Here is a 22,201-nt window from a genome sequence, read left to right on the forward strand (position 1 = left end):
CAATAGCATGTCAGTAGCATACACCAACGGAAAGATATTCACAGGAGAAAAGATAGAAGAGAACAAAGCAGTTTTAACAGATAATGAGGTTATTGTTGGCGTAGTAAATGCAAACGCCATTCCTTCACAATACCGCACCGAAGACCTGAAAGGGTTTACCCTGGCACCAGCCTTTATTGATCTGCAGATCTACGGGGGTAACGGCAAACTGTTCTCCCAGGATTTAACGGTGGAATCGCTGAAATCTACGTATGAATATTGTTTAATGGGTGGTTGTTCACATTTTATGATCACCATGGCCACCAATACCATTGATAAGTTTCTGCAGGGGTTTGAAGTGGTGCGGGCCTATTGGGAACAGGGCGGTAAAGGATTGCTGGGTTTACATTTGGAAGGTCCTTACATTAATCCGGTAAAAAGAGGCGCCCACCTGGAAGCCTGTGTAAAAAAGCCAACTGTACAGGAAGTGACCATGCTGCTGGAGAAAGGAAAGGATGTGTTTAAAATGATGACCCTGGCGCCCGAGCAATGTGATGAAGCCGTTATAAAACTACTGCAACAACACCATATAATTCTTTCTGTAGGACATTCCAATGCTACCTATAAACAGGCATTGGATGCGTTCAATAAAGGCATACCAGCCGCCACGCATTTATTCAATGCCATGTCGCCCTTACAACACCGCGAGCCCGGGGTGGTAGGCGCCATAATGAATCATTCAACGGCCATGAGCAGTATTGTTTGCGATGGTGTGCATGTGGATTATGCAGCTGTGCATATTGCTAAAAAAGTATTGCAACAACGCCTCTTCTTTATTACCGATGCAGTGGCCGAAACTACTGCCGGCGAATACCGGCACCTGTTTAGCGGCGACCGTTATGCATTGCCAGATGGTACTTTGTCTGGTTCAGCCCTTACCATGCTGCAATGTGTAAAGAATGCGGTTAATCATGTAGGTATTTCGCTGGAAGAATCTTTACGCATGGCATCGGCTTATCCCGCCCAATTAATTCCTGATAAAATGCTGGGTAAATTAGAACCCGGCTATCGTGCCGATTTTGTAGTGTTTGATGATGCGCTGGAACTGCAACGGGTTTATTGTTGAGCCACGCCGATCTTATGCATGATCATACCGCGGATAACAGCCGCTTTGGGATCGATGCCCCGGCGAATGGTTTCGCGGGTAGGTGATACCTGAATATCAGGCATAATACCGCGGCCTTCTTTTACGAGGTTTTTATCCATTACCAGCCTGAATTTGGGCAGTCTGAAACGAACTTTGGTGTTAGGCAACGTAACATCGGGGATCATCCAGGCTGTATTGCCATAGGCGCCGCCGCCCGTTTCTTCGCCAATCACTTTTACATTAGGCTGGCCCTGCAGGCTTTTTACAAACAGGGTGGTGGCCGAAAAAGAATTGCCGCCTGTAACCAGGTAAACATCGCCATCATAGTGATGTTTTTTCTTGGGATGGAAATAATGGCGTTCAAAATAACCGAAATGGTATTTGCCATCCTTTTCTTTATGGGTTACAAACTGCGTCAGTGACCAGTAAAAAGGTTGCCAGGAGATGTATTTGTGGTATTTGCTGCTTCTGCGAACTGCGTATAAGCTATCAGCCAGTTTAAATTTCTTATCGGCCAGGTAGCGGGTTAACAAGGTAGAAAGGCCCGCATCGCCCCCGCCATTGGTACGCACATCCACCACCAGGTGTTGAATGTTGCGGCGGTCCAGTTCACGAAAAACCTGGCGGTAGAACGACCGTAATTTATTACCTCTTGCAAAGGTATGCAGGGTCATGTAAGCCGAAGACAGTGTAGTATCTATTTGAACGTACCGGCTGGCGTACTGTAGGTTGTTGTGTCTTTCTTCTTTTGGTGGTTTGGCAGCAGGTTTGTTGGTACCAGCCGCTTTTTGGGTGGTGTCTTTCATCGAAGGATCGAACACGGGAACAGTAACTGTTTGTTCTGCTCCGTTGCTATCGAGATAGGTTATGGCAACCTGGTCCTTCAACCCCATCACATTCCGGTACAGGCTTCCAAAAGCGCCGCTGTTGCTGAGGCTTTGGTATTTTCCGCTTATGCTATTGCCGTCTCCTGAAATATAATTCATGAACGAATCGGTGAGCTGCCGGGTGCTGTACCCATCGACGGCAGTAACCATGGTGCCGAATCTGAGGATAGAATCTTTTCTGTTGATATTGGCGGTAATGACCATGGAATCGCCCCACACTTTAAAGCTCAGGGGAAACATTTTGAGATTAGCCGTGTCGAGGTATTTACCGTATTGTTTGGAATACTTTACCGCTGTATGTCCGCAATGGATCTTGCTTACTACGTGGGAAAGAATATTGCGGAACTGCACTTCGGTCATGGAATCATTGAGTTGACGAAATCCGTCATCAAAAAAGTAATCCATGCTGTCTTTTGGGGTGAACCAATACAGGCTGGGATGCGATTCTTCCAGCACCTTACGGAAGATGGTATAGTCCTTTTGTAATTGCTTTTGGGGAAACTTATGCTGGGGATCAAAAGTTTGGCGTGATGCAGAGCAGCCAATGAGGCCTGAAATACATATAACAAAACAAACATAGGCTAACTTCTGCATCATGCTATCACTGGTTTATTTTTTAAAGGCGTTCCATCCCTGGGCGCTTATGGGATGAACCTGTCCGCCTCTGGTATTGATTTTCATTCCCTCTTCGGCATCGGTCATATAACCTATGACGCTTATCTGTTCATTTAAAACGATCTTTTCGTAATCAGATTGTGACATAGTGAACAGTAATTCATAATCTTCGCCCCCACTTAGCGCACAGGCAGTTGGGTCAATTTCAAATTTAAAGGCTGCCTTTCGCATTTCCTCGGCGATGGGCAGTTTTTCCTCATACAATACGCAGCCCAGCTTGCTTTGTTCGCATATGTGGAGTATTTCAGAGCTGAGGCCATCGCTTATATCCATCATGGAGGTAGGTACAATATTCTGTATTTCAAGGAATTCTACAATATCCTTGCGGGCTTCGGGTTTTAACAGACGGCCGATCACGTAGCTTTCGCCTTCCAGGTCGGGTTGTACCTGCGGGCTTTCGAGGTAGATCTGTTTTTCTCGTTCCAGGAAAAGCAGTCCAACATAGGCGGCGCCCAGGTCGCCACTGCAGCAGATGAGGTCGCCCTTTTTGGCGGTATCCCTTCTAACATATTTGCCTGGTGTTACTTCGCCAATGGCGGTAACTGAGATCACAAACCCTTTTTGGGAAGAACTGGTATCGCCCCCCACCAGGTCGACCCCGTATTTTTCGCAGGCGGCATAAATACCTTCATAAAACTCGCTGAGCGCTTCCACACTAAAACGGTTGCTGAAGGCAATGCTCACGGTGATTTGGGTGGGAGTGGCATTCATGGCGTAAATATCGCTCAGGTTCACCACCACACTTTTGTATCCCAGGTGTTTCAGCGGGGTGTACATAAGGTCGAAGTGAATGCCTTCCACCAGCAGATCTGTGGTAATTACGGTTTGTTTTCCGAAGTGATCAATAACGGCTGCATCATCGCCTACACCAACAATGGAAGAGGCATTTTGCAATTCAATATTTCTGGTAAGATGTTCAATTAATCCAAATTCACCCAGTGAACTTATTTCTGTTCTACTTTCGCTCATGATGCTGATATGATGTTATCTATTAAAATAAATAGCCATTCCCGCTGCGCTTTTCAGCGCACGGGATGAAAAAGACCAATAAAGTTATTGAATTATTCGGCAGGTATCCGATTATAGCTGTTTAGGCCTTGTCGTTCACCCATTTTAACAGATCGTCGTGTATTTTACCGTTGGTAGCTGCAATCTGTGGCTGATACGGTGAATACGGGTTGCCTTCGAAATCGGTTACTTTACCACCGGCTTCTTCTACGATCAAAAATCCGGCGGCGCTGTCCCAGGCCTGCAATTTATGTTCGTAGAACCCATCAAAACGGCCGGCAGCTACCCAGCAAAGGTCCATAGCGGCAGAACCCAGACGGCGTACAGGTACCCCGGCCCTGATAAAGCGGGAAAATGCTTCCAGCGGACCGTTGGAATTGTTGATATAAGTATAGGGGAAGCCGGTTACCAGGCAGGATTTCATTACGTCGCTTTCCATGCTCACGTGAATAGGTTCACCATTGAGGGTGGCGCCTTTTCCTTTTTCTGCGAAATAGTATTCTTTAATGAATGGGTTCAGCACGGCACCCATGATCATGGTACCATTGTGTTCCAGGCCAATAGAAACACAGCAAATAGGAATGCCATGGGCATAGTTTACGGTACCATCAATTGGGTCAATGATCCATTTGTACTCGCTGTTACTTTTAATTTCACCGGTTTCTTCACTTAATATAAAGTGGTCGGGAAACTCCTCTTTAATGGTATCAATGATGGCTTTTTCAGAAGCGTGGTCAGCTTCAGTCACCAGGTTGTTGATCCCTTCCTTATTGCTGATCAGCAGGCTTTTTGAATTAAAGTAATGTTGCATTACTTTGGCGCCGGCTTCGGTGGCATTTATTAAAGTTTCTTTTAACATGGCGCAAAGATACGGGTTACAGGTCGCAGGTTACACGGTACTGGAACGCAGGCGATTGCCTACCACAGGAGTTTTGCAATAGCATAACCTGAAACCTGCAACATGTAACCCGAAACTTCCTGATTTCTGTTTTATTTTGCAGGCATATGCTGTTATCGGTTATAATTGTTAATTACAATGTGAAATACTTCCTGGAGCAATGTTTATGTTCGGTACGGAAGGCTATTGGCCAAATGAGCGTGGCTACAGGGCAAAACAATGTGGAAGTGTGGGTGGTAGACAACAACTCAAAAGATGGCAGCATTGAATACCTGCAACCCCGGTTTCCCTTTGTAGAGTTTATAAGGAACACGGTTAACCAGGGTTTTTCAAAAGCCAATAACCAGGCCCTGGAAAAAGCCAGTGGAAAATACGTGCTTTTCCTGAACCCCGATACCATTTTACCGGAAGATGCTTTTACCAGCTGCGTGGCATTTATGGAAAATACCGCCGATGCCGGCGCCCTGGGGGTACAGATGATCGATGGTACGGGACAATACCTGAAAGAATCGAAACGCGGTTTCCCTTCTATGTGGGTCTCGTTTTGTAAAATGAGCGGATTGACCCGCTTCTTCCCTGCTTCCAAAATATTTGCGGGATACTACCTGGGGCATTTGAACAACCAGGAGGTGAATAAAGTGGATATCTTGTCCGGCGCCTATATGCTGATAAGAAAATCGCTGCTCGATGAAACCGGTGGTTTTGATGAGCAGTTCTTTATGTATGGGGAAGATATTGACCTAAGCTACCGGTTGCAACAAACGGGTAAGCACAACTACTATTATCCTGATTGTACCATTATACACTTCAAAGGTGAAAGCACCCGTAAGGACAACAAGTATGTAAAACTGTTTTACAAGGCCATGGTGCAGTTTGTACAAAAACATTTTCATGGCGAACTGGCCTGGTTATACACAGGTTTGTTGGAAGCCGTTATCTATTTACGGGCCGCCGTAACTTTTGTAAGCAGGGAACACAAGGAGTTGTCAATAAAGTATGAAGGTACGCCCACCTTTTACCTGGCCGGCGATGAAAAAAGCGCTAATGAAGTGCGTTCGGTATTAAGTTCTTTTCCTGAGTATTCCATTACAGAAGAAAATGAGAAAGCAAGGGAATGGATCTTTTGCGAAGGTGCTACATTTTTGTTCAGGCAGATCATAGAGCAATTAAAAACCTGCCCACCCAGTTTAAAACCATTTATTCACGCCAATGGAACTTACACTATTGTGGGTAGTCACTCCAAAGACCAGCGCGGTTATGCGATTGTGATGGGGTAACAGTTAAAAAAATTGCTGATCAACAAATAACATTTCGGGAATTATTCCCAAATTTAGAAATTTCACAGACCCGCCCTTTAAGGCGGGTTTTTTTCTTTTAACCCATGCAGCGAACCGTAATCTTTGCAAAATGTGCAATATATCAGGCTAAAAACCTTTAATTTTGGTTTAATGCCTGACCAAACGGGCAACTAATTAATGGCCCTAATTGATATCTCTTTACCCCGGTCGGTTGCCCGAGCGTTGCGATTACCTGCCAAAAGTCCCAGACGGCAGCAGATCAGGGTGTTAAAGAAATTGCTGAAAAAAGCCCGGTTTACCGAATTCGGTCAAAAATACCGGTTCGATGAGATCCTGTTGAGTAAACATGCCGGTAAAAAATTCCAGCAACTGGTCCCAACCTATGATTACAACAAAATTTATGCTGAATGGTGGCATAAAACGCTCGAGGGAAAAAGGGACATTTGCTGGCCTGGAAAGATCAAATATTTTGCCCTCAGCTCCGGAACCTCCGAGGCTGCCAGTAAATATATACCCATCACCAATGATCTGATGCGCGGTAACCGCATCGTTATGATCAAACAACTACTTTCCTTACGCACCTATCATGATATTCCGGTAAAAAGTATTGGCAAAGGCTGGTTGATGCTGGGCGGTAGTACCGACCTGCAAAAAGGCCCCGGTTATTACGCCGGCGATCTCAGCGGTATTACTGCTAAAAAAGTACCCTTCTGGTTTAGCCCTTTCTATAAACCCGGAAAAAAGATAGCCCGCACCAAGGACTGGAACAGTAAAATTGAAGCCATTGTTGAAGAAGCCCCCAACTGGGATATAGGCTTTGTGGTGGGCGTTCCGGCCTGGATACAAATGTGTATGGAAAAGATCATCGAGCGCTACCAGCTCAATTCCATCCACGACATGTGGCCAAACCTGGCCTTTTTCGTTCATGGCGGCGTTTCTTTTGAACCGTATAAAAAAGGCTTTAATAAACTGGTGGCCCGGCCACTCACGTTTATTGAAACGTATCTGGCTTCCGAAGGCTTTATTGCCTACCAGGACCGCCAGGACTCCCCGGGTATGAAGCTGGCCCTGAACGACCATATCTTTTTTGAATTTGTGCCTTTTAATGGGGATAACTTCGATGCCGATGGCAACCTGGTTGAAAACCCCGAGGCATTGATGATACACCAGGTAGAAGAAGGCAAGGACTATGCGATCCTGCTGAGCACTACAGCCGGCGCCTGGCGCTATTTAATTGGCGACACCGTTCGGTTTGTTGATAAAGAGCGTTGTGAAATAATTATTACAGGCCGCACCAAACACTTCCTGAGCCTGGTAGGCGAACACCTGAGTGTTGATAATATGAACAAAGCCATTAAACTGGCCAGTGAGGAAATGAATGTAAACATTCCCGAATACACTGTGGCAGGTATACCTCATGGTTTGTTCTTTGCACACCAATGGTGGATTGCATGCGACGATGCGGTAGATACCGAGTTGTTGCGTCAGAAAATAGACAACTGCCTGAAGGACATCAACGATGACTATGCGGTAGAAAGAAACAGTGCACTAAAGGATGTATACCTGAACGTATTACCTGTTTCGAAATTTATGGAGTTTATGCACCTGAAAGGAAAGATCGGCGGACAGCATAAATTTCCACGTGTTATGAAAGGTAAAATGTTTGAGGACTGGCAGAAGTTTATTGAAACCGGTGCCCTTTAACAACCGATATTTCGACACGCTCGGAATCCCCGATATGTTTTCCTACCTTGCGTACACGTATATTAAAATTGGAATATCTATAAGGACGTAGCATGTGGCAAGCCATAATAAGTGGGTTAACGCTGGGATGTATTCTTGCTCTCTCTGTAGGGCCCGTTATATTTACCATAATAAAGCAAAGCATTAACAACGGTCACACCGGAGGGTTAAGCTTTGTGGCGGGAGTATGGCTCAGTGATATAATCCTGGTAGTAATAAGCAATGTTTTCTCTGCCCTGGTTGCCACTTTGCTGGAAGAATACGGTAATGTGATCGGGTATTTGGGAAGCGCCTTCCTCGTGGGCGTTGGCGTTTATTACCTCTTCTTTAAAAAAGTAACCCTGCGTACAGATGCCGATGGCAATACCATCAAGTTTCGCAAACGGGATATGTTCAAGATCATGTCGAGCGGCTTTTTTTTGAATACCCTTAACCCCAGTGTATTTTTCTTTTGGCTGGGAACCGCTTCCGCTTTTTCAAAATATAACCTCAGCCAGCGGCTGCTTATCTTCTCCGTTTGCCTGGCCCTGAATATTGCGGCTGATATCTTAAAAGTAATGCTTGCCGGGAAATTGCGCAATAAACTTACACTGCATAACATTTCCATAATAAACAAGATCTCGGGTATTATTTTGGGCTGCTTCGGTATAGCCCTGTTTTTTACTTCTTATTATAAGATCATGAACCATTAACTGGTTAGATCGTTCTTATTGAAGCCTTTAACAAATCATTAGTGAAATAACAAAAAGGCCCTGTGTAACTTGTTACCGCATGAAGCAGATTTTACTTTTCATATTACTGACATCTATAGCAGAAGCATCCTTATCCCAACCCTCTGATTTCATTGTTTTAAAAAAGCGCAACAACCGCACCTTAAAGACATATTACCCCGGCGCCTTTATTTCAGCATTAACATATAATGGATTTACAATAAATGGTTTTATTAAAGAGATCAGGAACGACTCGGTGATCATACTACAACAGCAGCGGCAATTGGTAGGAACTGAGTTTGGTACCACCGTAGATACGGTATCTTACATCATGGGGGTGGATTATCACGAGATAAAAACTTTTCATTATACCAGCCAATATACCTGGGGTCGTAAAAGGGGTTTTGTTGAAGTGACGCTGCCCAGGTTAATGAAATATGGTGGAATTGGATTTATTGTGCTGGAACTGGTAAATACTGCTTACAGAAAGGAATCTATTTCAGAAGATAATAAAATGGTATCCCTGGCAATTGCTGCCGGTGTGGCCGCTACCGGGTTTGCCATCACCTATTTTCAAAACAAGGCCGATAAGGCCGGGGGAAAGTATAAGGTGGTGTATGTGAAAAATTCAAAATAGGAAAATATAGTCACTTCTTACAACGTTAAGGGATCAGCAATCAAAATTGTATCTTGCAAGCCAAAGCAGTTCCCTACTCATGTCAACTAAAGTGAAAGAAAAAGCCCGTAAAATTTGGCGTATCATAAAATGGACTTTCCTCTTTCTATTCATATTCCAGTTATTCTATATTCTCCTCCTAAAGTGGGTTGACCCGCCATTTACGCTTACCCAGCTGGGTAGTTTATTTAGTGGTTATGGCCTGAAGCGTGATTATGTTCCCATGAAGGATATGTCGTCCTATGCCCGCCTGTCGTTTATTGCCGCCGAAGACCAGCTGTTCCCCGATCACAATGGGTTCGACTGGAAAAGCATTAACAAGGCCATGGAATACAACAAGAAAAAGCCCAACCGCGTAAAAGGCGCTTCCACCATCAGTCAGCAAGTAGCTAAAAATGTTTTCCTGTGGCAGGGCCGCAGCTGGTTCCGTAAGGGTATGGAAGTATATTTCACCTTTATGATCGAATTGTTATGGGGAAAGAGCCGCATTATGGAAATGTACCTTAATGTGTCTGAAATGGGGCCTGGTATTTTTGGTATTGAAGCTGCTGCGCAGAATTATTTTAAAAAACCTGCCAAACGGCTTAACCGGGCCGAAGCTGCGATGATTGCTTCCTGTATGCCCAATCCCAAAAGGTTTACAGTTAAGCCGATGTCGCGCTATGTGGCGAACCGTTATCCCTGGGTAATGCGCCAAATGGTGTTCCTTCAAAACGACCCCGATATTCAAAAGCTGCTGCAATAGTTATTTCACTTTCAAATTAAACTCGGTACTGTTGATGCTTGGAAAGCCTGGTATAACCGTTCCAATGCATAAACGGGCAGTGTACGCCCCTGTTGAAATAAAATCGGGAATGGCAACTGTGCGGGTAAGCTTATTACCAGTTAACTGTTTTACAGTAATTCCGGTATTGATAAAACCATGCACCTCGCCTTCAACATACAACACCAGCCAAATAGGTGTTTCGCTATAAGCCGGTTGTTGAAAAAGGGGCAGGTAATTTTCCGGAATGGCAATGGTTGTATTTATTTGAATTGTCCGTTGTTTCATACAGGTACACCTGATCTTTGAAAACAACACCCGCGAAAACGAATAATATCCTTCCTGTACACCATCGTGTGGAAAACGCCAATCATGCGGTTGAAAACTCTGCTGATAGCCTGCATTGTTTCCCGGTACATCCATGTATACCGTTTTGCCTATCAGTGAATCTTCAATTGGCCACATATTAAAATTATTGCGGCGGTAATAAGGCGAGTTCAGGGAAAAAGCCGGAACCCCTGTGTAGAACCAGTATTTAGATGCACGCTGATAAGTATTCACAAACACCACCGGTAAATTTCCTGCCTGTTGATGGATCCCGTTTGTCCATTCCCGGTTACCATGAAATTCGTTTTCTTTTATCGGCAAAACGGCAGGAAACCAGGCCATGAGATATAAGCGGCCGGCTAATACAAGCACCAGGGTGATGGGAATACTGCTGTAAACCCATTTTTGTAATTTGTAATGTTGTACCAGGTACCTGTGACTTAACACCATTAGTGGAATGAATGCAGCTGCCGTCCAATTGGCTTCTACCCTTCCTTTGTAAGTGCTTGTCAGAAATGCGATGTATATTCCGATTAATGAATATTTCATGGCCCGTTCCACTGCCAGTACAGGCCTGTACATAAATGCGGCCCATAACAGCAACCAGCCTATTACAGGTCCGGCAAAAGCTATTTGTCCCAATATGTATTCAGAAGTGAAAGAAAATCGGTAGCTGTCGGCATTTCTTTCGAACAGATGAAATTGAACGGAAGGAAAATTATGTTTGTATTGCCAGTAAAGATGCGGCGTAAACAACAACAGGCAAACTATCCCTGCCACGTAGGTGTATTTGTTAGCCAGTAATTTGAGGTTCGATAAAAGCACCAATCCGATTATCAATATACCATGATACTTGCTGTATAACAAACACGCCATACCCATGCCTACCAGCAGCGAGTTGGTAATATTGGTTTTTTGTAGAAAGCGTTGGTATAGCCAAAAGTACAGGACGGTAAAAAATAATAGTGGCGTATCCGGCGCTGCCAGTATGCCGCCAATTTGTGCAACTGCAATAGATAACGCTACTGCATAAAATAACCGGTCGTCTTTTTTACAAGTTAGTTGCTGAACAAGAAATATGGTAGCGGCATTAAGTAATAAGGAAAAAAAACGTACACCCAGTTCATTATGAAAAATAGCATAACCTGCTTTTATCAACGCCGCAATCAGGGGAGGATGATCGAAATAACCCCAATCCATAAAGCGGGAGTACACCCAGTAATAGGCTTCGTCATCGAATAGTTCTGTGTTAGCAGCCTGAACAATATTTATACAAACCCACCCTACATAAAACAACAGTCGATGATGTTTTTGCAGCACGTTTCGCATATTTGTTACAACAGAACAATTATAAAAAGAGTTCTATTGTACAAATAAATCGTTTACGGCTTTGATGGCTTTTTGGAACCGTTCATCATAATTTCCTGAGATCTCTGCCCAGGGAACGGATTGGTTAAGCAGAATGTTCTTGTAGATAGTATATAGCTTTTCGCGGGGGCCGGCGTCGGGATATTCCCGCAATACATCATAAGCCCAGGGAAGGTCTATGTTGCATAAAAGGTATAAGTCATATTTTCTTTGGGGGATCTGATCGAGTGTCCAGGGATGTGCTTTACCAAATACGAATTCACCCCATACCTGCATAACATACTGATCTGTGTCAATAAAAAGCAGTGAATTATCTTTCGCTTTTTCGATATAGCTTTCTTCTAACGCTACCTGACCTTTGGCAATAGTGAGCAGATCATCATAGGTATAGTTCATGCCATGTTCAGTAAGGTATTCCCGGGCGTACTCGGGTACCCAGCTGGTTTTATAATAGCTGGCCAATTGCTCGCATAAGGTGCTTTTACCTGTTGATTCAGGACCAATAACAACTACTTTTTTCATGCTTGTGTATTAGCTTGCAAATTCCGGGCGCGTTTCATCCATTCCAATAAACCAAAAACGGCCATTACAAACAGGATAAAGTAAAATACGCTGGTGAATACGTATTGTTTAACAAAGTATAATGGTATGGAGGCAATATTGGTCACTATCCACCAGAACCAGCTTTCCACTTTCTTTTTGGCCATCAGCCACATACCGGTGAAGGCGGTGGAGGAAGCAAAGGCGTCTGCCCAGGGAATAGTGGCTGCATAAAACGCATTCTTTAGCCAGGTCAATGCGCTGAAGATGGCGATATAGAAAAAGGCACAGAATAACAATTGCTGCACCCACTCACGTTTGGTAGAAAATTGAACGGTTACCACGTAATGCGCCTCTTTGTCCTTTTTCAGCCAAAGCACCCAGCCATAAATGCTCATGACGGTGTAATACAGGTTTACGCTGGCCTCGCCGAAAAGGTGGCCTTCAATGCTGAGAAATATATAAATTACTGTGCTTATGAGCCCGACAGGATACACCAGAATGTTTTCAATTCTCGAAAACCATACACTTGCGATACCCGCAAAAACCGCAATATATTCAAGCAAAGTGGTGTTGCGCATGCCCTCCGCAAATTGCTTTATGATTTCATCGTACGTCATGTTATAAAAATGCAAGATAGCTTTATTGAAGCTATATTACCAGCCCCCTATTTCTTCATTTTCAATTTCGATGCGGTTTCCGATATTTGGCCAATAAATACTTACTCATTGAGCTATTTTACTAATAAGACCGTATGGATCACCGGTGCCTCGTCCGGAATTGGAGAAGCGCTTACCTATGAACTGGTAAAACAGGGCGCCAAAGTGATTGTTTCCGCGCGCCGGGAAGAAGAATTGAAACGTGTACAGCAGGCAGCCGGTACTGCCAACGTATATGTGCTTCCGCTTGATCTGGAAGCGCCTGCTACCTTTCCTGCCAAGGTACAGGAAGCCATTGGGGCCTTTGCGCAAATAGATGTAATGATCCATAATGGCGGTATTAGTAACCGCGGTACGGCTAAAGACACCCTGCCTGCCGTACAACGGAAAGTGATGGAGATTGATTATTTCAGCTATATAGAGTTGACCAGGTTGTTATTGCCTCATATGCTGCAACGCAAATCCGGTCATATGGTGGCCATCAGCAGTGTAATGGGCAAAATAGGAACACCTCTGCGTTCGGCCTATGCGGCGGCCAAACATGCCCTGCATGGTTTTTTCGATTGTCTGCGGGCCGAGGTTTGGCAGGATGGTATTAAGGTTACGCTGATTATGCCTGGTTATATCCGCACGCAGGTTTCTATGAATGCGGTTACAGCATCGGGCGAGAAGTTGAACGAGCTGAGTAAAAATATTGGCGGTGGTTTTCCGACCGATAAAACAGCACAGCAGATCTTAAAGGCAATACAAAAAGGGAAATACGAAAAGTTTGTAGGAAAGCCCTTTTCCCAGGAATGGATGGCTATTCAAATGATGCGCTTGTTCCCAACGGTGGCCATCAATATATTTAAAAAGGCTGTGCCGCACTAAGGAAGCATCATCTTTCGCAGAGCTTTTTCAGGTTCCTGATACCCTCAGTAAACTGGCGGTTGAGGTTTTTGTGAAACATATAGCCTTTTAAACGGCCCAGGGGATATGGCAGTGCTCCAAAGTTCTGCCAGGTTACCTTTGTTTCATCGCTGCCCCAGTCTTCAAAAAGCCAGTTGTCACGGGCAATGGTTTTAACCGGGGTTACAAACTCGAGATCGAAATGAAGGTGATGTGGGTCAATTTCGCGAAGGGTGAGGCTGCCTGTGCCCCGTTTGCTTCCCTTCCATGAATATTTGTGGCCGGGTCTTTTTGATAAACCGGTGATGTTGCTTTCGCTTTTGTCGCCTTTTTGCTGCCAGGGATTCCACTGAATATAGTTATGAAAGTCGGCCACTTTATCAATCACGTACTCGCATGGCTTTTTAATGATGGCAGATTTTTCTATAAAATACCCATCTGGTAAGAATAAGGCGATGATCAGCAGGAGCACTATCACCACCACCAATATGGCCAAAATATACAGAAGGGTCATAAACCTGCTGTTTTACTGAATTTACTGCATTCTCTCAATACAGCCAAGTAGGTTTACAATTTAGCCGTGAAATCGTTTAGTGGTAAGAGTGCCATGCTTCGCTTTGCCGCGAAGACGGAGCGTGGCACTCTTAATACAAAAAAGACCTTCCCATTGGGGAAGGTCCGTAAGCTCTTATATAATTACACGTAATTATTCCGCTTCTGCTACTACTTCTTTCACCTCTGGGATCATCCGCTTCATCATACCTTCAATACCTGCTTTTAAGGTGATCATAGATGAAGGGCAACCACTGCAGGAACCTTGCAGCATCAGGTTAACGATGCCGTCATTGTAGCTTTTAAACTGAATGGCACCGCCATCCATTTCAACGGCTGGTTTTACATAATTTTCCAGCAGTTCTTTAATGCGTTTTACCACATCGTCGTCATCAGCAGCTACAATATTGGTGCTTTCCTGTTTAACGGTAGCTATTTCATCTTCATTGATCACCACTTTTCCTTCTTCCAGGTATTCTTTTAAAAACTGGCGAATGGTTGGAATTACATCGTTCCAATCAGTTTCTACAGTCTTTGTAAGGGTAACAAAGTTGCTGGCAATAAACACGGCCCTGATAAAGGGAAAACCGAACAGTTCTGTAGCCAGAGGGGAAGGTTTGGCATTTTCCAGATCCGGAAAATCAATGCTTTTACCCGGATACAATAATTTGTTGGCAACAAACTTCATTGTTTCCGGATTAGGCGTCATCTCTGTATAAATACTAATGACAGGGCTTCCTGTTTTGATCATGATACTTCCTCTTTTAATAAGTTGAATACAAAAATAACAAATGCCTGCTGCAATTGTTTCTTATTTTGAAAAACTTTGGAACCGGCTGAACGGGAATGGCTGCTACAGCTATTTTAATGATCGCAATCGTCTTCATGGGCATGGTTATGTACCCGGCAGGCCCTGAAGTTCATTAAATGAGCAGTTACGATCAACAAAACGGCAAAAGGCAGGATCCAGATCTGGTATTGATGCCATATTTGTTTGGCTATCAGGCCCGTAAAACCAACAGCGAACACAATGATAGGAAGGGAATTGTGGTGGTGTTTTTTATAGCCATGACGAAGGGAATACACGCCAACAGCAAAGGCCAGGAATATCATGAAATACTCAAATGCCTCATTTTCAATGATATTTATGCCTAATACAGGCAAACTGGTTAAAAGCAGGGGTAATATTGCGCAGTGGATTGCGCAGGCAAGAGAAGCAGCCACACCCATCGCATCCCAGTTTACTCTAAAATTCATGGCCCGAAGATAAGAAGTAAATTGACTGACATGCAACTTTGTTGCAAAAAGTTTCGTTATAAAATAAATCCATTGGTGTCGAAACGTGTAAACGTACCTTTGTGCCCTGAAAAACCATTTTTAATTATGCGCCGGAAAGTGATCTTTTATATTGGCTTTTTTGTGATACTGGTAATTGGCTTTTATGTGGCGTTAACCCAGGTTATACCGGGTTATGGAGAGGCGAAGCTGCCGATAATGAACACGGTTCAGCCGTTCAGTTTTACAAACCAGGACGGCCAGCTGGTAACCCAGCAGAGTGTGGAAGGCAAGGTGTATGTGGCCGAATACTTTTTTACCACCTGCCCCAGTATTTGCCCCATGCTCAATACCAATATGAAAAAGGTGTATGAAGCCTACAAAGGGGAGCCCGGGTTTATGATCCTGTCGCATACCGTAGACCCCGATAATGATAATGTGACCCGGTTAAAATGGTACGCAGATTCCATGCAGGTAAACACAAATCAATGGGTATTTTTAACGGGAAGAAAAGACAGTCTATACCAAGCGGCCCGCAACAGCTACCTGCTCGATGATCCCCAGAACAACCTGCAGAATATAAATGAGCAGTTTTTGCATACCCAGTTTTTTGCCCTGGTTGACAGAAGCGGGAAGGTTCGCAAAATTTATGATGGCCTGAAGAAAGATGAAATAGAAGAATTGAAGAAAGACATAAAAAGATTGTTGAAAGAACACAATACCGGCGATCGTTTTTCAAATAATATGTTTGGCAGCTAAGGCTGCATGTGTTTAATGATTTACCATGGAAGCGCAGATAGACGAAATTCTTAAGAAAAATCAGTTGAGTGTAACCGGTAGCCGCAAAAGGATCCTGGAGCTGTTCCTTATGAGCAACGGAGCCCTGGCGCATGGGGATATTGAAAAAAAGACCGGTGAAAAATTCGACCGGGTAACTGTATATCGTACGCTGCAAACGTTTTTGGAAAAAGGCATTATTCACTCCATACCAACTTCTGATAATTCGGTGCTGTACGCGCTTTGTAAAGACGACTGCACCGAAGGCCATCACCACGATAACCACGTTCACTTCATTTGCAATAAATGCGGTAAAACTATTTGCCTGGCAGATGTAACTGTACCTGAAATAAAAATACCAGGTGGCTTCCTGCCCCAGGATTACCAGATGGTAGTAACCGGCCTGTGCGCCGAGTGTCGCTAGTACGGGTAAAAAAACTTGATCACAATCATCTAAATTTTCTTCTCCGGTTAGTCGGCAGCGATGTGTTTTTGCATATTATACGGTATGCCGGTGTACGATAACCGGTCATTAGCATCTCTTCCGGGTTGATAGTTAAATGATATTAAAGACTGATTAAAATCAGTTTAGTGATTTATGAATTACTAAAGCTATATCAATTTTGCCTGAATAAATGAAAGCCGCCAGCAGAGTGATTTTTCGAAGGTTACGGGTATTAGCTAAAACATTAGATATATAAAAAAACAAAGCCCCGATGTAGAAACACCGGGACTTTTGGTTAAGGCTCTGATTAGTAGCTATTTTATGATGTTGGTAGAAAAACCTACCGTAATCAAATTATATTTTGTGTTACAAATATAATAGAATGCATTAATATTTTGCATACCATGAACTGGGTATTTTTTTTAGGCTAGGGATGAACGTTTAGTTTATCCATTTCTTCCTTCACAAACTGCATCAGCTGTTTGATGTAGTCGGGCGAAAAATTAAATACCAGTCCGGCTGCACTGTACAATTCAGGCAATGTTTTAGTACCGCCCAATTGTAATGACGTCATATAGTTGTTCAGTGCTGCGGTTTTATTTTTTCTGAATTGCATCCACAAGCCAATGGCGCCTAACTGGGCAATACCGTATTCGATATAATACAATGGAACTTCAAACAAATGCAGCTGCCGTTGCCAGGCATAGGTGCGGTATTCAGAAAGGCCTTCCCAGTCAATTACATTGCTTGAGAACTCATTCAGGATCTCCATCCACTTGCTGGCTCTTTCTTCTACAGTATGATTGGGGTTTTCATATACCCAGTGTTGGAACTTATCTATGGTGGCAATCCAGGGGAAGATGGTGATCACTCTTTCCAGCTGGTGTTCCTTAGCTCTTATCAGGTCTTCTTCCTTATTGAAGAAAACATCCCACGAATCCATGCTGAACAATTCCATCGACATGCTGGCTACTTCAGCTATTTCCATAGGATACTCCTTGAAGGAAGTTAACTCCAATGGATGGGCGAGGAAGGAATGAACTGCATGGCCGCCTTCGTGCACCATGGTGGTAACATCACTCATTTGTCCAGCCGCATTCATGAAGATAAAAGGAGCGCCGGTTTCAGCCAGTGGACAGTTATACCCACCGGGTGCTTTTCCCTTACGGCTGTCCAGGTCGAGGCGTTTCATGTCGCTCATTTTACGCAAACAGTCGGCAAAGAACGGATGCACCTGATCAAAACACTCGATACTTTTTTCCAGCAACTCACTGCCATTGCTAAATGGGTTCAGTGGGGTAACGCCTTCCGGTTCGGCCTCAGAATCCCAGGGACGTAAAGTGGGCAGGTTGAGTTTTTTCTTTTTCCGTTCATTGATCACATTTACCAGCGGCAGAATGTGTTGTTTAACCGCTTCATGAAATTGAAAACAATCTTCCTTGGTATAGTCAAAACGGCCCAGCTCTTTGAACTTATAATCGCGGTAGTTATCGAAACCGGCGTTTTTAGCTACCTGGTGTCTTTTCTGTATCAATTGCGTGTATAGGTCATTGAGTGCATCCTTATCCTGCAAGCGGCGTTCATTGATCTTGCGGTAAACCGTTTCGCGCAAATTGCGGTCGTGGCTTTCCAGGAATTTGGCAGCCTGCTGCAGTGTGTATTCCTTACCGTTTACTTCAATGGTCATTTTGCCGGCAATAGTGCCAAACGATTGGGCCAATACGGCCAGTTCTGATTGCAGGGGAATATTCTCTTCACGGAACAGCTCAATGCTTTTGCGAACACTGCGCAGGTAGGTGAAGTATTTTTTCTGATCAAGCTCGGCGGTAAAAGGACTTTCCACCAGTTTTTTATTCAGCTTATCGGCATAGGGCTGAATTTTAGGTTGTATTTCGGTCACAAAGAAAACAAAGGCTTCTTCCAGTGCCTTGTTTTCGGTATCGCAGGTCATTTTTATCTGGCGCCAGCAGGCATCTTCACTCACTACCGCTTCCAGTTCACTCATATCGTGCAACCATTTTTCCAGATCGGCTTCGGTATTGACGGGTCTGTCGAGCAGGTTCTTGAAATAAGGCTCCAGGTTATCCCAGGTAGTTACTGTAAAATCTTCTGGTAAGAAGTGCCGGGGCACCTTTTTTATATCTGCAGTATAATTCATTAGATCAGTGTTTTAAAATAAGAAAGCTACAAACTTCAGGTAATAAAACCAGAAGCCTGTAGCTTTAGTTTACTAAAGTTTAATATTTTACTTCTTGGCTTCTTTTTTAGGAGCAGCTTTCTTTTTAGGCGCTTCGGCGTCACCTTCAGCGTCTTCTTTTTTAGCTTTAGGAGCGGCTTTTTTCTTGGGTGCAGCTTCTTTTTTCTCTTCTGCATCACCTTCGCCTTCTTCTTTTTTAGCTTTAGGAGCTGCCTTTTTCTTTGGAGCCGCTTCTTTCTTTTCTTCAGTTGCTTCTTCTTTGTCTGCCTTGGCTGCTTTTGGCTTTTCTTCTTTAGCAGGCGCTACTTCTTCAGCAACGGCTGATTCTTCAGCGGGAGCTTCTTCAGTAACTTCTCTTAATTTGATCTCGACAACATTCGATTTCAATACGCCGAACCATTTCACCATCTTCTTCATATCGCTTGAGTATACGCGGTCGAAGTCGAGGTCGGGGTATACTTTCTCGAAATATTTTTTAACGGCAGCGTTGTCTTTTTCATCAGGTGTTTTTTCACTACTCTGGTCCATGGCAGTGAAAATATCCACCAGGTTCACATTATCGCGAACTGTATATACTTCAATGCTTTCGAGATGAGAAAAATTATGTATTCTGCTCGAAACGAATTTTGTGCTGTTGTCATCCAGTGACTTTACGATTGCGCCATCTGATTTACTGCTTACCAATTCGAATAATCCTGGTAAACCCGTTACTGCGACAATTTTAGCGTATTCCATATCAATTCAAAATTTTTAAGGAGTTGCAAGATAATCTGATTTTGGCAAACGTTGTTCCAAAATAGTCTGAAAGATGGGGACAGGGCACTATCCGGACTGCCAACCCGGCATTTTTGTCTCCCAAACCGCCCTGGAAATTTATTTTGAATTTTGGGCAATAATTTTTAGCAGAACGCATGTTTTTGGGCAAAGCGCCATCCAATATTTATATACTTTACTTAAACTAAATCTCATAGCATGAAAAAAGCGATCTTATTATTAGTTATTGCTATTTCCGGTGTTTTAGCCGTACAGGCACAGGGCGGTGGCGGCTATCAGCGCCGTACTCCCGAAGAAAGGTTAAAAATGGTAAAGGAAAAGCTGGTTGATCTGAACCTCGATAAAGGCCAGACTGCTAAAAGTGACAGCGCCTTTTTAGACTATTATAAAGCTCAGGACAAGATTTTTGAAGAAATGCGTGCCGGTGGCGGCGCCCCCGACCGGGATGCCATTCGCGAAAAAATAATGAAACTGGCCGGTGATCGCGACGAAAAGCTGAAAAAGATCTATACCGACGAGCAGTTTAAGAAATGGAAAGAAACGATAGAGCCTGCCACCCGTCCTCAGCGTGGCGGCGGCGGTCGTGGTGGAAACGGCGGCGGCAACAACTAATGGCTTTGATGCACACGTTATAGGATGTACCCCGGTCTTTGAGATCGAGGTTTTTTTGTGCCGTAGGCGGGCCTACTGCCCCATCCATTGTTTAAACGCTGCTGCGTTTTCCTGGCTTATGATAATATCTTCTGTGACCAGGGGCACCACTTCCAGCAACAGCTTGCTTTTGGGATAGGCCTTTATTCGTTTGATGGCGCTCATATTGACCAGGTATTTACGGTTCACCCGGTAAAAAGCAGCCGGATCAACCTGGGTTTCAATATCGGCCAGGGACTGGTCCATAATAAACTTTTGCCCGCTGCTGTCAACCATACATACCAGTTTGTGGGTGGCATAAAAATAAGCCACTTCTTCTGCCTTGATACTGATGTAATCAGTGCCGCGTTTAACCAGGAAGCGTTTTTTAAATCCTGCGATTCCTCCTGTTGGGGGTTGGGTAACCGGCCAGTTGGCCAGGGCCTTATAACCGATAAAATGCTGTTTCAACTTCTGGTATTTATTAAGGGCTGCCTCCAGCTTCTCCGGCTTTATGGGCTTCAACAAATAATCAATGCTGTTATATTCAAATGCTTCCTGCCAGTATTCATCATAGGCCGTGGTAAAAATAACCGGGCATTCTACGTTTATTTCTTCAAAAATTTTAAAAGACAACCCATCGCTGAGCTCAATATCCATAAATATCAATTCAGGGGTCGGATGCTCCTGCAACCAGCTGATGGCCTCCTTAACACTGCCCAATACAATCTCAACATATACCTGTTGATTACATAACGCCAGTAAGGAGAGTAATTTTTCTGCTGCTGGCTTTTCGTCTTCAATTATGACACAGTTCATATCAGGCAATTTTTAAAATGGGTAAGGAGACCGTGAAGTCGCTGGCCGATTCCCGCACACTGATCTCTTTACTGGTTGTTAATTTATAGCGTTCGCCCAGGTTGTGTAAACCAATACGCGATGATGCTTTTCGTAATATTTTTTTCCTTACCTGGTTGTGTATGATCAACTCGTCGTGTTGCATTTCAATAGTAATTACCAGGGGAATGGCGTCGGAAAACTCATTGTGCTTAATGGCGTTTTCAACCAGGATCTGCAATGAGATGGGAGGTATTAAATATAGATCATGCACAACGGGATCTATATGTATCTGCAATTGTACCGCCTGCTCAAACCGGATCTTCAACAAAGAAAAGTAATCGTTCAGGAATAACAGTTCTTCATGCAGCAGCACCAGTTCACGGGCTTTGTTTTGAAGAATATAGCGGTATACATCTGCCAGGTTATCGTTGAACTGTTTGGCCTTGGCGGCATCTTTTTCAATCAGGTGCGAGAGGGTGTTCAACGAATTGAATATAAAATGCGGGTCTATCTGGTTCTTGAGCGCTTCCAGCTCCGCTTCTGCGCGGGCCCTTTCCAGTTGTTCTTTTTTTAATTTTTCGCTTTCTGCTTCCCGTACTAAAAAAACAGTTTCATAAATATGGGTAATGAACAAGACACAGATCATTACCACCAGGCTGGTAGTTTTTATCTGGTCCCAGTTAATGATACCTGCGTTGAATAAATTATACCAGATCACCAGCAGCAGGGCCGTAATGGGAATGGTGTAAAATGAAATGGCCAGCACAAGCACAACTATCTTTCGTACTGGTTTATTGAACCAGTCGAAATAACTACGCAAAGTGAATAACAAATAACGGTTTCCCTCCCAAATAAGAAAGGAAATACCAATGGTGAAGAGAAAACTGAGTTTGAATTTCCAGGGATTTAATGCAAGGTGATTCATCATGCCCGAGACCAATGGAATGGCCACGCCAAATGCCGGGATAAGTATTACCCGGAAACCGATATCATTCAATCGTTCAACGCCGGTTGATTTTTTTATCGGCTTATTATTGATATTGATCGCCTGCTTTTCCAGCCTGATTCCCTTTTAGTTGATTGCGTAAAAATTAGGAAATAGATTTGAAATAACCATAAACCAGTTAAGGCTACCCATTTCAAAA

At 43.8% G+C, this 22,201-nt stretch carries 23 protein-coding genes; 10 read left to right on the forward strand and 13 right to left on the reverse strand.

The genetic code is table 11. From position 1 onward, the window contains the following. Positions 1 to 7 precede the first annotated feature (7 nt). A complete protein-coding gene (gene nagA, locus BMX95_RS03725) occupies positions 8 to 1,105 on the forward strand; it encodes an N-acetylglucosamine-6-phosphate deacetylase (protein ID WP_081198769.1) in 1,098 nt (365 codons plus the stop codon). Here the strand turns inward: nagA and BMX95_RS03730 are convergent. The 3 genes from BMX95_RS03730 to BMX95_RS03740 form a co-directional block, all read right to left on the reverse strand. Next, the gene (locus BMX95_RS03730) at positions 1,096 to 2,610 is read right to left on the reverse strand and encodes a S41 family peptidase (protein WP_081198768.1); all 1,515 of its coding nucleotides are present in this window, start codon (positions 2,608 to 2,610) and stop codon (positions 1,096 to 1,098) included. The two genes, nagA and BMX95_RS03730, sit on opposite strands and share 10 nt — an antisense overlap. Positions 2,611 to 2,622: 12 nt before the next feature. After that, entirely contained in the window at positions 2,623 to 3,657 is a 1,035-nt protein-coding gene (gene thiL, locus BMX95_RS03735; RefSeq protein ID WP_081198767.1) for a thiamine-phosphate kinase, read from the reverse strand. A gap of 121 nt (positions 3,658 to 3,778) precedes the next feature. Further along, positions 3,779 to 4,555, reverse strand: a complete 777-nt coding sequence (locus tag BMX95_RS03740; protein WP_081198766.1) for an inositol monophosphatase family protein — start codon at positions 4,553 to 4,555, stop codon at positions 3,779 to 3,781. A 146-nt stretch (positions 4,556 to 4,701) separates the two neighbouring features. On the opposite strand from BMX95_RS03740, the gene BMX95_RS03745 reads away from it, so the two are divergent. From BMX95_RS03745 to mtgA, 5 genes are all read left to right on the forward strand, one after another. Then, on the forward strand, positions 4,702 to 5,871 hold the full coding sequence (locus BMX95_RS03745; protein ID WP_081198765.1) for a glycosyltransferase family 2 protein: 1,170 nt from the start codon (positions 4,702 to 4,704) through the stop codon (positions 5,869 to 5,871). A 198-nt stretch (positions 5,872 to 6,069) separates the two neighbouring features. Then, positions 6,070 to 7,596: a GH3 family acyl-acid amido synthetase gene (locus BMX95_RS03750; protein ID WP_081198764.1), complete on the forward strand. Its 1,527-nt coding sequence runs from the start codon at positions 6,070 to 6,072 to the stop codon at positions 7,594 to 7,596. 92 nt (positions 7,597 to 7,688) lie between these two features. Beyond that, positions 7,689 to 8,327 (forward strand): LysE family translocator, encoded by a 639-nt coding sequence (locus BMX95_RS03755; RefSeq protein WP_242673064.1) that lies wholly within the window; start codon positions 7,689 to 7,691, stop codon positions 8,325 to 8,327. A gap of 79 nt (positions 8,328 to 8,406) precedes the next feature. Beyond that, a complete protein-coding gene (locus tag BMX95_RS03760; RefSeq protein WP_081198763.1) occupies positions 8,407 to 8,982 on the forward strand; it encodes a hypothetical protein in 576 nt (191 codons plus the stop codon). A gap of 79 nt (positions 8,983 to 9,061) precedes the next feature. Next, a complete protein-coding gene (mtgA, locus tag BMX95_RS03765; RefSeq protein ID WP_081198762.1) occupies positions 9,062 to 9,766 on the forward strand; it encodes a monofunctional biosynthetic peptidoglycan transglycosylase in 705 nt (234 codons plus the stop codon). On the opposite strand, the gene BMX95_RS03770 is transcribed toward mtgA, so the two are convergent. Genes BMX95_RS03770 through pnuC form a run of 3 tightly spaced genes read right to left on the reverse strand, consistent with a single transcriptional unit; the run spans position 9,767 to position 12,639 of the window. After that, positions 9,767 to 11,440 carry an ArnT family glycosyltransferase gene (locus BMX95_RS03770; RefSeq protein WP_081198761.1) on the reverse strand — a complete coding sequence of 558 codons (1,674 nt, stop codon included), beginning with the start codon at positions 11,438 to 11,440 and terminating at the stop codon, positions 9,767 to 9,769. 33 nt (positions 11,441 to 11,473) lie between these two features. After that, on the reverse strand, positions 11,474 to 12,001 hold the full coding sequence (locus BMX95_RS03775) for an AAA family ATPase (protein WP_081198760.1): 528 nt from the start codon (positions 11,999 to 12,001) through the stop codon (positions 11,474 to 11,476). Beyond that, complete coding sequence (gene pnuC, locus BMX95_RS03780; protein ID WP_081198759.1) at positions 11,998 to 12,639, reverse strand: nicotinamide riboside transporter PnuC; 642 nt, start codon at positions 12,637 to 12,639, stop codon at positions 11,998 to 12,000. The genes BMX95_RS03775 and pnuC overlap by 4 nt, the downstream gene beginning before the upstream one ends. 9 nt (positions 12,640 to 12,648) lie before the next feature. On the opposite strand from pnuC, the gene BMX95_RS03785 reads away from it, so the two are divergent. Next, positions 12,649 to 13,548 carry an SDR family NAD(P)-dependent oxidoreductase gene (locus BMX95_RS03785; protein ID WP_242673063.1) on the forward strand — a complete coding sequence of 300 codons (900 nt, stop codon included), beginning with the start codon at positions 12,649 to 12,651 and terminating at the stop codon, positions 13,546 to 13,548. Between the two features lie 7 nt (positions 13,549 to 13,555). On the opposite strand, the gene BMX95_RS03790 is transcribed toward BMX95_RS03785, so the two are convergent. From BMX95_RS03790 to BMX95_RS03800, 3 genes are all read right to left on the reverse strand, one after another. Then, positions 13,556 to 14,080: an SRPBCC family protein gene (locus BMX95_RS03790; protein ID WP_081198758.1), complete on the reverse strand. Its 525-nt coding sequence runs from the start codon at positions 14,078 to 14,080 to the stop codon at positions 13,556 to 13,558. 192 nt (positions 14,081 to 14,272) lie between these two features. Next, complete coding sequence (locus BMX95_RS03795) at positions 14,273 to 14,869, reverse strand: NifU family protein (protein WP_081198757.1); 597 nt, start codon at positions 14,867 to 14,869, stop codon at positions 14,273 to 14,275. A gap of 113 nt (positions 14,870 to 14,982) precedes the next feature. Further along, positions 14,983 to 15,375 (reverse strand): MerC domain-containing protein, encoded by a 393-nt coding sequence (locus tag BMX95_RS03800; protein WP_081198756.1) that lies wholly within the window; start codon positions 15,373 to 15,375, stop codon positions 14,983 to 14,985. A gap of 30 nt (positions 15,376 to 15,405) precedes the next feature. On the opposite strand from BMX95_RS03800, the gene BMX95_RS03805 reads away from it, so the two are divergent. After that, positions 15,406 to 16,152 carry an SCO family protein gene (locus tag BMX95_RS03805; protein ID WP_242673061.1) on the forward strand — a complete coding sequence of 249 codons (747 nt, stop codon included), beginning with the start codon at positions 15,406 to 15,408 and terminating at the stop codon, positions 16,150 to 16,152. Positions 16,153 to 16,177: 25 nt separating this feature from the next. Continuing rightward, complete coding sequence (locus tag BMX95_RS03810; protein WP_081198754.1) at positions 16,178 to 16,594, forward strand: Fur family transcriptional regulator; 417 nt, start codon at positions 16,178 to 16,180, stop codon at positions 16,592 to 16,594. A gap of 448 nt (positions 16,595 to 17,042) precedes the next feature. On the opposite strand, the gene BMX95_RS03815 is transcribed toward BMX95_RS03810, so the two are convergent. After that, positions 17,043 to 18,773, reverse strand: a complete 1,731-nt coding sequence (locus BMX95_RS03815; RefSeq protein WP_081198753.1) for a M3 family oligoendopeptidase — start codon at positions 18,771 to 18,773, stop codon at positions 17,043 to 17,045. Between the two features lie 87 nt (positions 18,774 to 18,860). Beyond that, entirely contained in the window at positions 18,861 to 19,547 is a 687-nt protein-coding gene (locus tag BMX95_RS03820) for a DUF5606 family protein (protein ID WP_081198752.1), read from the reverse strand. A gap of 237 nt (positions 19,548 to 19,784) precedes the next feature. Here BMX95_RS03820 and BMX95_RS03825 point away from each other — a divergent pair, with 237 nt between their 5' ends. Further along, positions 19,785 to 20,198, forward strand: a complete 414-nt coding sequence (locus BMX95_RS03825) for a hypothetical protein (RefSeq protein ID WP_081198750.1) — start codon at positions 19,785 to 19,787, stop codon at positions 20,196 to 20,198. A gap of 72 nt (positions 20,199 to 20,270) precedes the next feature. On the opposite strand, the gene BMX95_RS03830 is transcribed toward BMX95_RS03825, so the two are convergent. Both BMX95_RS03830 and BMX95_RS03835 read right to left on the reverse strand, forming a co-directional pair. Beyond that, positions 20,271 to 21,035 (reverse strand): LytR/AlgR family response regulator transcription factor, encoded by a 765-nt coding sequence (locus BMX95_RS03830; protein WP_081198749.1) that lies wholly within the window; start codon positions 21,033 to 21,035, stop codon positions 20,271 to 20,273. A 1-nt stretch (position 21,036) separates the two neighbouring features. After that, positions 21,037 to 22,053, reverse strand: coding sequence for a sensor histidine kinase (locus BMX95_RS03835; protein ID WP_242673059.1), 1,017 nt, complete (start codon positions 22,051 to 22,053; stop codon positions 21,037 to 21,039). Positions 22,054 to 22,201: the final 148 nt, after the last annotated feature.

Origin of the sequence: Niastella yeongjuensis (assembly GCF_900110245.1) — a bacterium.
In the GTDB taxonomy this organism is placed as follows: Bacteria; Bacteroidota; Bacteroidia; order Chitinophagales; family Chitinophagaceae; genus Niastella; species Niastella yeongjuensis.

Coding starts and splice junctions, on each gene's coding strand:
- nagA (WP_081198769.1), top strand. CDS start 8: ATGTCAGTAGCATACACCAACGGAAAGATATTCACAGGAGAAAAGATA.
- BMX95_RS03730 (WP_081198768.1), bottom strand. CDS start 2,610: ATGATGCAGAAGTTAGCCTATGTTTGTTTTGTTATATGTATTTCAGGC.
- thiL (WP_081198767.1), bottom strand. CDS start 3,657: ATGAGCGAAAGTAGAACAGAAATAAGTTCACTGGGTGAATTTGGATTA.
- BMX95_RS03740 (WP_081198766.1), bottom strand. CDS start 4,555: ATGTTAAAAGAAACTTTAATAAATGCCACCGAAGCCGGCGCCAAAGTA.
- BMX95_RS03745 (WP_081198765.1), top strand. CDS start 4,702: ATGCTGTTATCGGTTATAATTGTTAATTACAATGTGAAATACTTCCTG.
- BMX95_RS03750 (WP_081198764.1), top strand. CDS start 6,070: ATGGCCCTAATTGATATCTCTTTACCCCGGTCGGTTGCCCGAGCGTTG.
- BMX95_RS03755 (WP_242673064.1), top strand. CDS start 7,689: ATGTGGCAAGCCATAATAAGTGGGTTAACGCTGGGATGTATTCTTGCT.
- BMX95_RS03760 (WP_081198763.1), top strand. CDS start 8,407: ATGAAGCAGATTTTACTTTTCATATTACTGACATCTATAGCAGAAGCA.
- mtgA (WP_081198762.1), top strand. CDS start 9,062: ATGTCAACTAAAGTGAAAGAAAAAGCCCGTAAAATTTGGCGTATCATA.
- BMX95_RS03770 (WP_081198761.1), bottom strand. CDS start 11,440: ATGCGAAACGTGCTGCAAAAACATCATCGACTGTTGTTTTATGTAGGG.
- BMX95_RS03775 (WP_081198760.1), bottom strand. CDS start 12,001: ATGAAAAAAGTAGTTGTTATTGGTCCTGAATCAACAGGTAAAAGCACC.
- pnuC (WP_081198759.1), bottom strand. CDS start 12,639: ATGACGTACGATGAAATCATAAAGCAATTTGCGGAGGGCATGCGCAAC.
- BMX95_RS03785 (WP_242673063.1), top strand. CDS start 12,649: ATGCAAGATAGCTTTATTGAAGCTATATTACCAGCCCCCTATTTCTTC.
- BMX95_RS03790 (WP_081198758.1), bottom strand. CDS start 14,080: ATGACCCTTCTGTATATTTTGGCCATATTGGTGGTGGTGATAGTGCTC.
- BMX95_RS03795 (WP_081198757.1), bottom strand. CDS start 14,869: ATGATCAAAACAGGAAGCCCTGTCATTAGTATTTATACAGAGATGACG.
- BMX95_RS03800 (WP_081198756.1), bottom strand. CDS start 15,375: ATGAATTTTAGAGTAAACTGGGATGCGATGGGTGTGGCTGCTTCTCTT.
- BMX95_RS03805 (WP_242673061.1), top strand. CDS start 15,406: ATGCAACTTTGTTGCAAAAAGTTTCGTTATAAAATAAATCCATTGGTG.
- BMX95_RS03810 (WP_081198754.1), top strand. CDS start 16,178: ATGGAAGCGCAGATAGACGAAATTCTTAAGAAAAATCAGTTGAGTGTA.
- BMX95_RS03815 (WP_081198753.1), bottom strand. CDS start 18,773: ATGAATTATACTGCAGATATAAAAAAGGTGCCCCGGCACTTCTTACCA.
- BMX95_RS03820 (WP_081198752.1), bottom strand. CDS start 19,547: ATGGAATACGCTAAAATTGTCGCAGTAACGGGTTTACCAGGATTATTC.
- BMX95_RS03825 (WP_081198750.1), top strand. CDS start 19,785: ATGAAAAAAGCGATCTTATTATTAGTTATTGCTATTTCCGGTGTTTTA.
- BMX95_RS03830 (WP_081198749.1), bottom strand. CDS start 21,035: ATGAACTGTGTCATAATTGAAGACGAAAAGCCAGCAGCAGAAAAATTA.